Origin of the sequence: Phytobacter sp. SCO41 (assembly GCF_003073275.1) — a bacterium.
Lineage (GTDB): Bacteria > Pseudomonadota > Gammaproteobacteria > Enterobacterales > Enterobacteriaceae > Phytobacter > Phytobacter diazotrophicus.
On the sequence record NZ_CP027225.1, the window covers coordinates 965066 to 980031 of the forward strand.

The 14966-nt window shown below is 53.3% G+C and carries 17 protein-coding genes and 1 riboswitch; of the genes, 1 reads left to right on the forward strand and 16 read right to left on the reverse strand.

Annotated features, from left to right (window positions below; all coding sequences use genetic code 11):
* The 15 genes from C5523_RS04775 to mntP form a co-directional block, all read right to left on the reverse strand.
* Positions 1-588: a DUF3261 domain-containing protein gene (locus tag C5523_RS04775; RefSeq protein WP_108700668.1), complete on the reverse strand. Its 588-nt coding sequence runs from the start codon at positions 586-588 to the stop codon at positions 1-3.
* Entirely contained in the window at positions 585-2906 is a 2322-nt protein-coding gene (locus C5523_RS04780; protein ID WP_108700669.1) for an MMPL family transporter, read from the reverse strand. Before C5523_RS04780 ends, C5523_RS04775 begins: the two co-directional genes overlap by 4 nt.
* Positions 2875-3480, reverse strand: coding sequence for an outer membrane lipoprotein carrier protein LolA (locus tag C5523_RS04785; RefSeq protein ID WP_108700670.1), 606 nt, complete (start codon positions 3478-3480; stop codon positions 2875-2877). The genes C5523_RS04780 and C5523_RS04785 overlap by 32 nt, the downstream gene beginning before the upstream one ends.
* Complete coding sequence (locus C5523_RS04790) at positions 3477-3899, reverse strand: thioesterase family protein (RefSeq protein WP_039077952.1); 423 nt, start codon at positions 3897-3899, stop codon at positions 3477-3479. The genes C5523_RS04785 and C5523_RS04790 overlap by 4 nt, the downstream gene beginning before the upstream one ends.
* A gap of 2 nt (positions 3900-3901) precedes the next feature.
* Positions 3902-5596, reverse strand: coding sequence for a glycosyltransferase (locus C5523_RS04795; RefSeq protein WP_108700671.1), 1695 nt, complete (start codon positions 5594-5596; stop codon positions 3902-3904).
* A complete protein-coding gene (locus C5523_RS04800) occupies positions 5587-5940 on the reverse strand; it encodes a 3-hydroxyacyl-ACP dehydratase FabZ family protein (protein WP_108700672.1) in 354 nt (117 codons plus the stop codon). The genes C5523_RS04795 and C5523_RS04800 overlap by 10 nt, the downstream gene beginning before the upstream one ends.
* Entirely contained in the window at positions 5927-7288 is a 1362-nt protein-coding gene (locus tag C5523_RS04805) for an AMP-binding protein (RefSeq protein ID WP_108700673.1), read from the reverse strand. The genes C5523_RS04800 and C5523_RS04805 overlap by 14 nt, the downstream gene beginning before the upstream one ends.
* The gene (locus tag C5523_RS04810) at positions 7285-7866 is read right to left on the reverse strand and encodes a hypothetical protein (RefSeq protein WP_107223435.1); all 582 of its coding nucleotides are present in this window, start codon (positions 7864-7866) and stop codon (positions 7285-7287) included. Before C5523_RS04810 ends, C5523_RS04805 begins: the two co-directional genes overlap by 4 nt.
* Positions 7867-7872: 6 nt before the next feature.
* Positions 7873-8124: an acyl carrier protein gene (locus C5523_RS04815; protein WP_039077947.1), complete on the reverse strand. Its 252-nt coding sequence runs from the start codon at positions 8122-8124 to the stop codon at positions 7873-7875.
* Between the two features lie 13 nt (positions 8125-8137).
* Positions 8138-8395 carry a phosphopantetheine-binding protein gene (locus C5523_RS04820; RefSeq protein WP_107223434.1) on the reverse strand — a complete coding sequence of 86 codons (258 nt, stop codon included), beginning with the start codon at positions 8393-8395 and terminating at the stop codon, positions 8138-8140.
* On the reverse strand, positions 8370-9191 hold the full coding sequence (locus C5523_RS04825; RefSeq protein ID WP_039077945.1) for a 1-acyl-sn-glycerol-3-phosphate acyltransferase: 822 nt from the start codon (positions 9189-9191) through the stop codon (positions 8370-8372). The genes C5523_RS04820 and C5523_RS04825 overlap by 26 nt, the downstream gene beginning before the upstream one ends.
* Complete coding sequence (locus tag C5523_RS04830) at positions 9188-9910, reverse strand: beta-ketoacyl synthase chain length factor (protein WP_108700674.1); 723 nt, start codon at positions 9908-9910, stop codon at positions 9188-9190. Before C5523_RS04830 ends, C5523_RS04825 begins: the two co-directional genes overlap by 4 nt.
* Positions 9911-9977: 67 nt before the next feature.
* On the reverse strand, positions 9978-11036 hold the full coding sequence (locus C5523_RS04835) for a methyltransferase (RefSeq protein WP_108700675.1): 1059 nt from the start codon (positions 11034-11036) through the stop codon (positions 9978-9980).
* Between the two features lie 65 nt (positions 11037-11101).
* Positions 11102-11491, reverse strand: a complete 390-nt coding sequence (locus tag C5523_RS04840) for a lipoprotein (RefSeq protein WP_039077942.1) — start codon at positions 11489-11491, stop codon at positions 11102-11104.
* 465 nt (positions 11492-11956) lie between these two features.
* On the reverse strand, positions 11957-12529 hold the full coding sequence (gene mntP / locus C5523_RS04845) for a manganese efflux pump MntP (RefSeq protein ID WP_108700676.1): 573 nt from the start codon (positions 12527-12529) through the stop codon (positions 11957-11959).
* Positions 12530-12823: 294 nt separating this feature from the next.
* Positions 12824-12893, forward strand: a riboswitch (Fluoride riboswitch).
* A gap of 80 nt (positions 12894-12973) precedes the next feature.
* Between mntP and crcB the strand changes: the two genes are divergently transcribed.
* The gene (gene crcB, locus C5523_RS04850; RefSeq protein ID WP_108700677.1) at positions 12974-13348 is read left to right on the forward strand and encodes a fluoride efflux transporter CrcB; all 375 of its coding nucleotides are present in this window, start codon (positions 12974-12976) and stop codon (positions 13346-13348) included.
* Positions 13349-13396: 48 nt separating this feature from the next.
* On the opposite strand, the gene gudD is transcribed toward crcB, so the two are convergent.
* Positions 13397-14737 (reverse strand): glucarate dehydratase, encoded by a 1341-nt coding sequence (gene gudD / locus C5523_RS04855; protein WP_108700678.1) that lies wholly within the window; start codon positions 14735-14737, stop codon positions 13397-13399.
* Between the last annotated feature and the right edge of the window lie 229 nt (positions 14738-14966).

A 14966-nucleotide genomic window follows, 5' to 3' on the forward strand; every position in this document is an offset into this window, starting at 1 on the left:
TCAGTCACCCAAATATTGAATGGTGATGTGGTATTTGAAGACATGCTGCTCAATGCTAATCGGCTCGCGTTTGCCTTTGCGCTGCAAATAGATGATCTCAGTGACCAGCTTGCCACGCGCATTGCGTAGCTCGCGCTTGTTGCCGATATCTCGCAGCGTCCAGCCCTTCGGTAACTGTGGCTGCCAGGCTGAAAGCGGCCAGTGGCTGAGCATCACATCTGCCAGCACCTGGCTGGCGGGTGGGAGCTGTGGCACGATGATCGATTGTTCGGTATGCAGCCCTTTGTTGTCATAGGTGGCCAGGAACAGGCGGATACCGACAGATGACAGCCCGGCTAAGGTGACTTTTTTCTCATCCGCGTTGAGCATTACCATCAGCGACTGCGTTTGCCCGTTAAAGGTACCGGTAAGCAATTGCTGTGAACTCACCGAGGGTGTAATGCCGGGGGCGGGAAGTGTGACGCGAGCGCCGGGTTCCAGCCATGCCTGAGGGCGACCGTTTTCATCCTGTTTCGTTGAGTGGCTACAGCCCGCCAGCAGGAGTGTTGCGCCAAGGGCACAGGCCTGCCAGAAATTTCGTATCGTCATCTTTTTTCTCTTTTTTTATTGGGCATCGCCAGCGGGGAAAGCAGGTACGCGGTAAAAATACCGCTGATAAGGACAATGCCGAAGCTGCTGATTGCCTGGGTAGCGCTAAAGACCAACATGCCCAGTGTCATCAGGGTGGTGAGCATCGCAAGCGTGATAGCCAGCAGCGACGTCAGAGGCGTCCCCTGTGGGTTGCTGAAAAACAGCGTGTAATTGATGCCGATTCCCAGTACTAACACCAGCGCCAGTAGTGAGAATAAATTCACCGAATGACCGCTCAAGGAGAGCGCCGCCAGCCCGCAGCTCAGCGATAACACCGAGGGTACCATGCTGATAAGCCCCTTACGCCAGCCCAGGCGTGCCATCGCACCGCAAGCAATCACCGCCAGCGCCACCGTCAGGAGGCTGGTCAGAACACCGCGATACAGCGCAAAGAGTGAATCGAACGTCTGTTTTCGGTCCACCCAGGCTACGCCCGATTGTTTTTGAGCCAGCGCACTCAGCGCAGCGCTTTCTTTGACGTCGCTAACCGGAATCAGCACGCCGCTTGCGCCGCCGGGCATCGTCAGCCACATCAGACGCCAGCCTTCACTGGCCGGACTGGCAAGCCATGCGTCCACGGAGACGGTCATTGGGCTCAGATCGGGATCGACGTTGGTTAGCCCGGCGCTCTGCAGTGTCTTCTTCACTGTCGGTACCGCCTGCTGTAAGAGCAAAAGGTCTTGCTGCTGGCGGGCCATCGAATTGAGTGGAACCGTGCGCCAGCCGCCGATCTTCCCTTCGCGGCGCGATTGTTCAAGGGCGGGGATAAAATTCTCCATGCGGGTCAGCGTCTCTTCCGGGGTATCGCCATACACCACAAACCACTTCTGATCGACGCTCTGTCCGGTCAGGCGGGTGATGGCTTTTTCCTGCGCCAGAATAGACTGCGGTAGCGCCTGTAGTTGTGCGATATCGTCATCAACATGCAGACGGGAAAGCCCTGCCAGCGAGAAGAGCGCGAGTGCCGTGGGGAGTCCAATGCAGAGGGTCTTGTTGCGTCGCCAGGCCGCCAGCCAGCGCAACATAAGTGCCATTGCCGGTACGGGACGTACCGGCAGCCCACGACAGAGCCACGGGTGCCAGAAGATAACCGTCAGGCAGGCAGCACTGAGGCCGCTGGCGGCGAATACGGCCATCTGGCGAATGCCGGGGAAGGGGGCAAGCATCATGATAAGGTAAGCGGCCACAGTGGTGAGCAGCGCAAGCAGCAGCGTTTTGCGTACCTTTGTCAGGCTTTGCCACGGTGTGGCGTGCTCGCCATGTACCATCCGCTCAGTCAGATAGTAGAGCGTGTAATCTGCAGAGATACCGATAATGCTCATGCTCATGACCAGCGTCATCAGATGAAGTTCGCCGAAAAGCAGCAAGGTGGCGACTGTCCCGGCAAGCGCGCCGATGGCTATAGAAACAAGGCACAGCAAAAGCGGCAGCACTGAGCGGAAGGTAGCGACAATCAGCAGAATCACCCCCAGGATTGTCGCCACGCCAAGCGTTGAGATATCGCGCTTTGCCTGTTGGCTGGCGTAATCGCTATAGAACATCGTCCCGCGCGATAGCAGGCGGGCCTGCGGATACTGCGCCGTGAGTGTTTGTTCCAGCGCAGTGAGGCGATTAACCAACTGATGGGTTTGCTGCATATCGAAAGAGTTACCCGCCAGTTCGCCGTGCAGCAAATACCAGTAATTGCCGTCATCGTCCTGGGTAACCAGCCAGCCGTCCATTAACCGCAAGCGTTGGCTATTTTGCGCCATCGCCATTTGCTGTCCGCGCATCAGCATCAGCGGATCGTTTTGCAACTCCTTACCACTGACACCGGAAAACCCTGAGTAAAGCTGTGACAGGATCCATTGTGCCTGTTTTTCTCCGCCGTTTTGCAGGCGTTCGCGTGTGATGCTATCAATCAGTGCGTTGCGATGCTGCCAGAAAAAAGTGCCCCATGCCTGCTGACTGACGGCGTCCATTGGCCCTTTTACGTCCACGAGTTCCGGCGTTTTACTCAGTTGTGCATACCACGCCTGAGCCACCGCCGGGTTAGCGGTTTTACCGGGGCTGACCAGCCAGACAAGCTGCTTGTCCAGGCGCTGCATAAAGCCATCGTTGAGCGCCGGTGGAATGGCACCCATCGCCTGTTTGGGCAGCATTGCCAGCACGCTGCTATTCATTCTGGCCTGTGGGATGAGCATGAGCAGAATACCCAGCATCGCAAGGCAGGCGCAGACCCACAGCAGCATCGCGCGACGGGCGTTAGTGTGCGGCAAAGCGTTGGCGTTCGTCATCGGTAAGCGTAGCTGGCGTCAGTCGGTGTTGGGAAAGGGCGATATCGGTACGATCGCCCTGTTTATCGTTAAGCTGGATCGACTCAAGATAGGTCTGTCCGGCGAGGTCGATCGACGCGAAGATCTTATCCAGCGGCGTAGTGACAGGCATCAGGCTAAGCGTCCAGCGCCCTTCACCCTTGTCATGAAACTCGATACGGAAGTTTTGCTCCAGTACGTGACGATCGGCCTGAAACAGCGCGCGCAACAGGTGATTAAACTGGAACATTTGCGGATTATTTTCAGCGGTAATCACCTGCGCAGGCTGATTATTGACGACCTGCACCATGCGGGAGTCATCCAGCATCAGCATCATCGGAAACGGCGCTTTTTGATCCCAAAGCAGACCTTTATCGCGGGCAATCAGCATTTCACCCTGAGAGCGTAGCGGCTGCGGTAGATCTTTTATTACTCGCGTCTGGGCAAAATGGGCGCGGATGACCGGCTGTTCGGTGAAACGTTGCTGGAGTTCATCAAGCGTGACGGCGTTAACCCATGGGCTGAGCAATAACATAAGCAGGGGCCAGTACTTCATGGCGTAACTCCTATGCATGCAAACAGAACCGGCGGACTGATAAAGCACAGCTCGCGGCTTTTCTCCTCGACGGCAACCTGGATGGTGTAGCCAGTGGTGGTGCGTTTACCTGTTGCCGCATCAAAAATTTGATAGGCGATCCGCAGGCGGTTTTCATACTCTTCAAGCGTTGCCCGAACGCGGATACGCTGTTCGAAGGTCAACACATCGCGATATTTCACCCGGGTGTCCACCACCGGCCAGACATAGCCTGATTCTTTCATCTGGCGATAGCCGTAATTGAACTGATTCAGGAGGGCTTCGCGGGCAATCTCAAAATAGCGGAAGTAGTTGCCGTGCCACACCACGCCCATCATATCGACGTCATGAAACGCAATGGTTAGCTCTACTTCGGCTGTAAAACGGGGATCGTTAAGCACCTTTACTCCTTATCGGTGACTGCATCTGGCAACTGCCAGAAATCGAAAAAGTTGAACCAATCCAGTGGCGAGAGCAGCGCGTAGTGTTCAAGCCGGGCGGCATAGCGGTTGACCGCGTCTTGCAGTGCTGCCTGGCGTTGCGGACGAGGCAGTAGCAGTGGATCGGCAAAGGGTTCGCAGTGTATATGCAGTTTGTTCTGTTGCTGAATGGCGAAAATAAGCACTACGGGGCAGCGCAAAATGGATGCGAGGATAAACGGACCCTGCGGGAAAGGGGCGAGTTGACCCATAAACGGGCTCCAGACCACTCGCCAGTCACTACCCCGCTGGCGCTTCACGGCAATGCGGTCGCCGACAATCGCCACCCACTCTCCGCGATCCAGCTTCTCTTTGAGCACTATCGCGGTGTCTGGCCCAATATCGTTCACAGGCAACAGATTGAGCCCCGCCTGAGGCGCCATCTCTTGCATGATTTGCTTAAAGCGCTGTGCATTTTCACTAAAGACCAGCGCATTTATGGTTTTAGTGCCATCCAGTTGCGCCAGCGCGCGGCACGCTTCAACATCGCCCAGATGCGATGCCAACAGCAGTTTCCCTTGTGGCGATTCAACTCCCAGCGCTGCTTTTGCGCCCTCAGCAAAGACCACATCGCGATCCAGACGAAGTTCACCGCGCCAGCTCGCCACTTTATCGAGCATGGCATTGCCAAAGCGCAGGAAATGCTGATAGCTATTGAGGTGCGAAGGCTCTGGCAGACCGCGACTGGCAAGCTGCGCTTTAACGCGGCCAATCCACCCTTGCGAAGCGTGGCGTGCGGATGTGGCCGTTAGCCAGTAAACCGCCACCACCGGTCTGAGCAACAGTGAAAATACACGGCGTCCAAGGAATCGCCAGACGGTCAGCATGATCCGCATTCCCCATAGCCCTTTCACTTCCCGCTGCTTTGCCCAGTGTGAGTGGCGGCGACGAAACAGCAGCGAAGGGATACGCGGCAACATGCCGAAAAACAGACGTGTATGCATCAGTGAAATACGAATATTGTCTTTCAGTGCGTCAAAGTGTGACAGGCCATCCAGCGGGTAGGTCACGCGTGTCGGCACAAAGTAACTGGTATTGCCCTGCCAGTAGAGACGCACCATCACTTCGGTATCAAAATCCATTCGCTGACCGAGTCTGGCGCGTTTTGCCAACTGCAGGGTCGGTGCGACGGGATAGACGCGAAACCCGCACATGCTGTCTTTGAGTTGCAGTGAGAGCGTTTCGATCCACACCCAGATATGGGTAACCCAACGGCCATACAGACGTGAACGCGGAATAGAGCTGTCATAGATGGGCTGACCAGATATCAGCGCGTCCGGGTGCTGTTTTGACAGTGTCAGCAGTGCCGGAATATCTTCAATGGCATGCTGCCCGTCGGCATCAACCTGTACCGCGTGGGTAAAGCCCGCCTGTTCCGCTGCCTCCAGGCCGCGAATGACGGCAACACCTTTTCCGGCGTTCCGTGTGAGGCGGATCAAGGTTAACGTGGGATGACTGGCGGTGAGATCATCAAGGAGCCGGCGGGTATCGTCGTCACTACCATCGTCAATAACAATGCACGGCAGTTGAAACGGCGCAAGACGAGCAAGTACGCGCGCCATCATCGCCCCGTGGTTGTAACAAGGGATCACCACGCAAGGGGAATAGGTTAGCGACATAAACGGATCTTCCCACTGCTTGCGGTATGGCGCGCCTCGCCATCATGACGTTGATAGCAGAACGTCAGCGTCTGTTTTTCTTCCTGCCAGATCAGTGTCAACGTCAGCGTATTGCCCGGAACCAGCGGCGACTGAAACTTAACGTTCTGGATGCTGTGAAAATGAAAACCCGGCGCAAGTAGCTCACTGGCGTAGTGCATCACCCAGTCGAGTTGTGCGACGCCAGGCAGGAGCGGCTGAACGTTGAAATGCCCCTGAAACCAGAACAGTTCTGGGTCAAGGTACAGGACAACACTGATCTGCTCTGGCGATGTCTGATGACGTTCAATTTCACGGGGTTTCATAAAATAACTCCTGTAATTGCGCATAGACACGCTTGTTCATAGTGTTGACCGGGATTTCATCAATAACACGCCAGTAGCGAGGTATCGCGACAGGCTCAAGCCAGGGAATGAGTGCCCGTCGCCACGACAGTTCCAGCGCCTCGCCATTGTTGTTTCGCCAGGTCTGGCGCAGGGCATCATTTAGCACCAGCAACACGCCAATACTCTGTCGGCCCCCACGCGATACAGGGAGCGCTGCGGCATCAACAATGCCGTCCAGCGCCATCAGACGACGTTCAATCTCACTTAATGAAATACGTTTTTCTTCGATTTTCACTACCCGGCCACGACGTCCACGCAGGTGAAACTGTCCGTTTTCTTCAAAATGCAAAATATCATCAATCAATAACCCGGCTTTTTCGTCAATTATCGGCGATATGACACGAAACGCGTCGCCTTCTGCAGTAATGCTCACGTCAGGGAAAGGCAGCCAGGGGGTGCCATCCTGTAACCGACGGCGCCAGGCGAGAACCCCCGTTTCCGTACTGCCATAGATTTCATCGGGCCAGATGCCAAACCAGCTTTGTACATCCATCACTTCCTTCCATGGCAGCATACCGCCTGCTGAGAGGACCATGGTCACGGGAGGTGGTGCCAACTGGCGATCCAGGCGCTTAAGAAACGCCGGACTGCTGACGAAAAGATAAGTATGCTGAGAGGACACCGCACTGAGTTGTTCCGCGTAAAAAATCATTGCCGCATGTAGCGTCAGGCCTAACGACATTGGCAGGAAAATGCGAAACGTTAAACCGTACAGATGTTGTGGGAGGACGGAGGCAACGACTCTACAACCCTCCAGCCGTTTGGCAAAGCGTGTGGCAAGAAGCAGGGCTTCCTGATCGAGCGAGGCAATGCTTTTTACCACCCGCTTTGGCTGGCCGGTAGAACCGGAGGTAAAGAGCTCGATAACCTGACAGTCATTGATAGCGGGTAATGTTGCGGCCAGTGGCAGCACCATTTTTGCCGAATTGACCACCAGAAGCGTGCCTTGCCAACCTAGTGTTTTATCGCTTAATACCCCGTTGAAGAGGGCGCGCTGCTCTTCCAGCAATGAGACACGGCAGTGACCAGGCACAACCGGTGTTTTTCCTGCGCTCAGCGTTGCCAGCAGCGCGACAATAAACAGATAGCTATTTTCAAAGCATAGCGCCCAGCGCTCGCCATCCTGTTCTTGCAGCGCATTGACCACCCGCGAGACATCATAACGAAGCTGCCCCAGCGTCCAGGTATGCTCACCAAGCCAGGCCACGGGCGTATCATCCGGACGAGTCGTGCTAAGCCACTGCGCGAGGGGAAGGGTCTGATTCATGGTTTTTCTCGTTTCATTAACCGGCTACGTACCAACCACTCAGCCCCCATTAGCGCACCGATCAGCAAATAGGAAATCATGCCGTTCCATGCAGCCCATAGCGACATATCGCCATACATTGCTGTAAACAGGGCAATCCCCCCGTTGATGATGAAAAACAGGCACCATACCTGGGTAACGCGGCGGGTATACTGTATGCCTTCGGGAGGAAGATGGGGATCGTGCAGACGAGCCAGACGTTCGACCAGCGGCATCGCTGTCCATAGCGATCCGCCAAAGACAGTGAGCATCACAATATTTACGACGACCGGGTAAAACAGCAGAAGCTGGTGGGTTTTGAGCAGGATGCTGGCGATACACAGCACAATTCCCGCCAACGCCACGCTTTGCATAACAAAGCGCATCGGCCCGGCTTTTTGCCGTACCTGACGTAAGCGTAACACTAGCATAACCGCCATCAATGGTAGCAACCACTGGAGGTTGTTATACCTCAGGCCAAACCAAATAATAAATGGCCAGGCCAGCAGTAACACTCCAGTCGCTGCACCTATCCCCGGCAATGCTTTAAAACCGCGCACCGTGAATCAGGCTTCTTTTAATAGACGTTCTACCGCTTCGACAACATCCTGCACCGTGCGAACCGCTTTGAACTCTTCCGGTTTGATTTTTTTTCCGGTTTTTTTCTGTAATTGCACGATCATGTCGACGGCATCAATGCTGTCCAGCTCAAGATCTTCGTACAGGCGGGCCTCAGGTTTGATGTCGTCAGGATCGATTTCAAACAGTTTGGTTAGAAGCGCGGAGACTTCCTGATAGATAGCACGTTGTTCTGTCATAAAAGACTCGTTCTCAGGCGCGTTGTGAATGAATGAAAGAGGCCAGTGTTGCCACGGAATAAAAATGCTGTCGCATTTCTTCGCTCTCGGCTGAAAGCACTATGCCATATTGATTTTTCACCGCCAGACCAAGCTCAAGCGCGTCAATAGAATCCAGACCCAACCCATCCCCGAATAATGCTGCATCGGTGTTGATATCTTCCGCCGTCAACTCATCAAGATTTAACGTGTCGATAATAAGATTTTTAATTTCGAGATAAAGCGCTTGCATCATTAAGTCCTGCTATAGATATTTCAACAGATTGTAATTGCTGTAAAAGATGCCGGTTTAGCTGCCTTGCCGCCAGCGCCGGTTCTTGTGTTTCAGCTTCATAAAAACGATCAATACGGACGCGTTCGCCAACTTTTATGGTAAACAGCGGTCTGGACGGTGGGGCGTCGTACCATTTGCTCTGCTTACTCAGAAAATGTTCGGTGCAATGAATGGTAACGATACGCAAATCTTTGGCGCAACGGACGGCGATATTGGCCGCACCGCGCTGTAACGTCATCTCTTCACCTGGACGAGTACGTGTCCCTTCCGGGAAAATCAAAATGGTATCGCCGCGGTCAAGACGCTGTTGACTCTGCGATAGCAGCGTCTCTGACTGGCTGTTAATTAGATAGTCGGCCGCGCGTATGGGACCGCTCACAAACGGGTTTTTCAGTAAGGCACTTTTCACCAGGCAGTCCGTTTCCGGCATCACCGACGCGATCATGACATAGTCGATAAGCGACGGATGGTTGGCGACCACAAGACAGCCGCTTTCCTGTTGTAAGATTTCTTCACCTTCAATCCGGTAATCGAGGACACCCACGAATCTGACAACTGCCAGAAAAAAGCGAAAGCAGGCTGAAATACTGCGTCGGGCGTAACGTCGCCGGGTCTGTTTGTCACGAATGACCAGCGACAAAAGATTAAACCAGATAACAGAGAGCAATACGCCCCCAAGACCGAACAGAGCGAAACAAAAGCCGGTCATTGGTATCCGCCACAGGCGGTTTAATATGGCAGCGAGGCGTGTCATAGACGGCTCCATTGCCACTGAACTTTCTCTCCGCTAATGGTAAAGGCAGGGACGTCGCACAGGTAGTGCTGCAAAAATTGCATGCTTTGGGGCAACGGATGCTCTTCGCCATCGCTTCCGCTTTGTGTGGCACATTGCAGTTCGTCGCCAGCCTCAAAGACCAGCGCGACAGCGTAAGCCCAGGTTGGCATTTTCTCGGGCAGATGCGGGTGATAAAAGACCGGCAGATGCCCATCGAAATCCACCATCAGCACCCGTTTGAACCCTGCCTGCAGGAGTGCGGTAACTTCGCAAAGCCCCTGTTGAAAGGTGTCCATGCCAGCAGATAAAGAGGACGAGACAATGGGTTGTTTCGCCGCGATAGTCAGATTACCCACGGAAGAGTTATGCACCGACATCGCAAAATCGGTTGGCGAAACATCCTGCTTATTGGCCAGGGCTTCCAGAATGCGGTAGTTACGTTCAAGTTCACCGTGACGACTGGTATAGAGTACCGCATCAATGCTGTGGCGACGTAACATCGCCAGACCGCATTCCACGGCAAGTTTACTGCCTGAACTTAATCGTCTTGCCGTCATCATTGGCAGTTCTGTCAGTTTGGCCTGTGGCGCGTCAGGGTTTATGGCGTGGGGCTGCCGTGACCATTGTTGCCACTCGGCTACTTCACTTAATCCAGGCGCTCGGGCCTGCCAGTCGATCAGATTCAGGGCTAATTTCATCAACGCGCTTCCGCGATAAAACGATAGACCTGGCGCCGCGATTCACGGCCGCCAGACAAGGTAAATATTAACATTTTTCGCAGATCAATAAGGTGTGCCCAGCGCCGAGATTATCCACGCGTTGCGCCACCTTAAAACCTGCTATTTCAAGGAAATAGTAAAATTTTTCAACACTATAGAAGCGGCTATTACCGTTCGCCATACAGGTAAAATAAAGCGATGTTGCATTCAGGCTAAACGACGCGGCTTCAAATCGCTGTGCATCCCAGAAAAGCTCAAGGATGTAAAGTTGTGCTCCTGGCTTCATAACGGCTGAGATTCGCCCCAATATGTCAATGATTTGCTCAGGGGAGAAACAATCCAGGAACTGACTCATCCACCAGATGTCAGCCTCAGCAGGCAGCGATGCCTCGCTGAGCATATCAACCTCGTGGAAGTGGATACGATGCGATAAATCTGCGTTTTCAATATTCTGGCGAGCCAATGCAATCTGCTGCGGTAAATCAAGAATGGTGACTGTGATATCATCATCATATTCGCAGCAACGTAACGCCCATTTTCCAGTGTTGCCGCCGACATCATAAAGTATTGCAGGACGATGTGCGAAAACATACGGCAGCACGGCATTGAATGCGCCGTCGGAATAATAGTGATCGAAAGCAAACCAGCTTTTACGGACTGGCGATGGTAATTGCGAAAGCACCGGGTAGATGGTTTCCGCGTCGCTAAATACTTTAAGTCCTGCGGGTTTCGTTTCTTTTAAGGACTGATCTAAAAAGAATAAGCCTTGATAACAGACGTCCTGAGTAAAATCCATATTCACACGAGTCATTGAATCATGAAGAAGATAATGACCCACTTTCGACAGGTAATAACGTCCCTCTTTGCAAATGACAATTCTTCCGCTCAGTCCCATATCCAGTAACACACTAATGGCATATTCGCTGAGGCTGACATGGGTTGTTATTTCTTCGATTGTCGCCCCCGCTTTTCCCTGTTTATCAAGGTAAGTCAGCACGTTGGTATTACGTAAACAACGTGCGGTTTGAAACAACATTGGCGCAAAAGCAATACGCTGCGCCTCTGTGATGGCATCCAATGCGCTGAGAGTGTCCTTTGTATACATCACTTACCTGTCCGAGGTGAAAATAGGGCAATTGGACCAGCGGCCTGGTCCAACTGAATGTCTTCTTAATGTGCTGATATTGCGGAAAGATTAACCTGAATGTCTTTATCCAGATTATTTACCCAGCGATTGTAGTTTTTGTGGATTTTACCGTTTGCGGCTTGCAGATTGAGGCTACTGTCATAATTGATGGTATAGCCTGTTGCAGTGTAGTTAATGCGAACTTCTGCAACGTGATCGCGGTTCTGCTGGCGAGCTTTAATAACCCCCGGACCCGCTTCATTCATAATCCATTGGCGCTGTACGCCTGCTTTAAAGATTGCGCTTTTTACTTGCTCAGCAGTATGGCCAGTGCCGACAGTTGTGCGGACGTTTTCAATCGGTGCGGTACGCGCGCAGCCAGCCAGGGCACCCACAACAACCAGTGCGGTAAACCACTTACCCACTTTCTTCATAAGAACTCCATTCAAAATAAGCTATTAAATTAGTGTGATTACTAATTGATATTCTGGATAACTATCAGGTTTTAGCGAAATAATGCCAGATACATGAACTTACAAAAACTACAATTCTTTTCATATTCTAAACAAACTGTTTTGCAGTTCATAGCGCTTCAGGCAACGGTTTCAGAAAAAATAAAGTATTTTTAGTCTGTTACTGGGATGTGTATAAAGCGTAAAAAGAGACATTACACGCGCTATGGCGTCTTTAAATTGAGCGTAAAACTAAGAGGCATAATTTCGTTTTCCCTAACCCAATTTTTTGTTCGAAAATATCGAAATAAAAAATGCAGAAAGAGAGTCGGGTATGATAATCGGGAATGGCAACTGCTCTTTATTCAGTACGGTTAAGAAGCATTGAAGCGCCGACTCAACCTGTTGACACAGTTACCATTCGGGGCGGGACAAGGGATGGAAAGGTCAGGCAAAGACTGCCAGATGTTCCAGCAAAATGGTGCAGCCGATGCCGATCAGCACTACGCCACCCATCACTTCGGCCCATTTACCCATCGCGACACCCAGAAAACGGCCCAGCAGCATCCCTGTCGTGGCCATAATGGTGGTGGCGAGACCTATCAGCAAGGCGGTGGTGACAATGTTCACCTCCAGAAAAGCCAGCCCTACGCCGACAGCCATAGCATCCAGACTGGTGGCGATAGCGGTGGTGACCAGTAACCAAAAGCCGTGCCGTCTGGGCGCATTTACCGGTTCCTGCCCGTCTTTTTTCATCCCCTCAACTACCATACGCACGCCGAGCAGTATCAGCAGAGCAAAGGCAATCCAGTGATCCCAGCGCAGAACATACTGGCTGGCGGCCAGGCCAATCCCCCAGCCAATCACCGGAGTGATGGCTTCGACCACGCCAAAGATGATGCCAGTGCGCAGCGCTTCTCTCAGCGGTGGGCGATAAAGTGCCGCCCCTTTACCGATGGATGCCGCGAAGGCATCCATAGACATCCCAAATGCCAGAATGAGGAGTGCGTAGAAGCTCATGTGCGTACCTTTCAATACCCGTCTGTGTCGAAACGGGTCAAATGCATCAAATATCAGAGAGTGTCATGCTGCCATGTAAATATCATAAATGCAAAAAATATCTTATAAATCAACAATATATAGTATTGGCTATGTTTTATTGCACTGGCTATGTTTGGTTTTATCGTTGCAGAATGAAGGCGTTGCGCCGGGCTGACGTGACGTAAGCTTGTAATGTCGTGCCGCTGCGTTTATGTGGATGTATTCGGGGTGTGAATGTTCCTTTCTTGCCTCCCGGCAAAAAACGTTGAACAATGCATGCAAGGTGATGGCGTTCCACCTTACCCAACCGCTTCCCAGCGAAGCTGATGACGCCTGGTATGACTCTTTTAATGGAGGCATGTCGGGCGCTTATCTTTTTCCCTCCTGCATGCCTCGGACACTTTTATTGTTGTTGAGGAAAACATGCTGAAATCTCTCATTGCCGTCATTGTCGGTGGTTCGGCTGGCTGCGTGATCCGCTGGCTGCTCTCAGTGCGCCTGAATGCGCTCTTTCCGAATCTGCCGCCCGGCACGTTGCTGGTGAACCTGACTGGCGGGTTTATTATTGGCGGGGCGCTGGCGTTCTTTACGCGACAGCCACATCTGGATCCGACCTGGCGATTACTGATTACTACCGGGCTGTGCGGGGGAATGACCACGTTTTCAACGTTTTCGCTGGAAATTTTTTCCCAGCTACAGATGGGCAATTATCTGTGGGCCATCACGTCGGTGATGGTGCATGTGTTTGGCTCATTGTTGATGACCGCACTGGGCTTCTTTGTCATCAACATGCTGTAAAAAAGCCCGCAGGTTTACGCCTGCGGGCCTTGTATGAATCACTATGGATTAACGCACCATGCAAGGACGTTTGTTGTCGAACGTCCAGCCGGGGATAAGGTACTGCATCCCCATTGCATCGTCGCGCGCGCCCAGACCGTGTTTCTGATACAGCTCGTGCGCCTTCATCACCTGATCCATATCCAGCTCCACGCCCAGACCCGGCGCTGTCGGCACCTGCACCATCCCGCCTTTAATCTCAAACGGCTCTCGGGTCAGACGCTGGTTGCCTTCCTGCCAGATCCAGTGGGTGTCGATGGCGGTGATTTTACCCGGCGCCGCGGCCGCCACATGGGTGAACATCGCCAGCGAGATGTCGAAGTGGTTGTTGGAGTGGGAGCCCCAGGTCAGGCCAAACTCGTGGCACATCTGCGCCACACGCACGGAGCCCTGCATGGTCCAGAAGTGGGGGTCCGCCAGCGGGATATCCACCGACTGCAGCGACAGCGTGTGCCCCATCTGACGCCAGTCGGTGGCAATCATGTTGGTGGCGGTCGGCAGGCCGGTGGCACGGCGGAACTCCGCCATCACTTCACGCCCGGAGAAGCCCTGCTCCGCGCCACACGGGTCTTCCGCGTAGGCCAGCGAGCCTTTCAGGTACTTACCGATTTTGATGGCTTCGTTCAGGGACCAGGCGCCGTTCGGGTCGAGGGTGACGCGGGCCTGTGGGAAGCGCTTCGCCAGGGCGACAATGGATTCCGCTTCTTCTTCACCGGCCAGCACGCCGCCTTTCAGTTTGAAGTCATTGAAGCCGTATTTTTCATACGCGGCTTCCGCCAGACGTACCACGGCATCCGGGGTCATCGCCTCGTCATGACGCAGGCGGTACCAGTCGCATTTGTCATCCGGCTGGCTCTGATAGGGCAGCGGCGTCGCCTTACGGTTGCCGACGAAGAACAGGTAGCCGAGCATTTCCACTTCGCTGCGCTGCTGGCCGTCACCGAGCAGGGAGGCGACGTTGACGCCCAGGTGTTTGCCCAGCAGGTCGAGCATGGCGGATTCAATGGCGGTGACCACGTGGATGGTGGTGCGCAGGTCAAAAGTCTGCAGGCCGCGGCCCGCGGCGTCACGGTCAGCAAAGGCGCTGCGCACCTCATTGAGGACATTTTTGTAGGCGCCGAGGGTTTTGCCGACAATCAGCGGCGTCGCGTCTTCCAGAGTCTGGCGGATTTTTTCGCCGCCGGGGACTTCGCCGACACCGGTGTTGCCGGCGTTGTCGGTGATGATAATGATGTTACGGGTGAAGAACGGCGCATGCGCACCGCTCAGGTTCATCAGCATGCTGTCATGCCCGGCGACCGGGATCACTTTGACGGATGTTACGACTGGAGTAGAAGACTGGCCTGACATAATTCCTCCTGCGGATAGATGGTAACCGAATACCGACGTCATAAACGGTCATCTGCCATGGATATAAAATGTGGCGCTGAATTGCGTGTTGCCAGGATTCTATGACTTTCATTCCAACAAAAACAGACTGAATGAGTGCTTTATTAATTCAATAATTGAATCAATAAAAATGAAGTAATTCTTTAATTATTAAAGGCTTATGTTATTTTTCAAACTATGTGGCGTCATT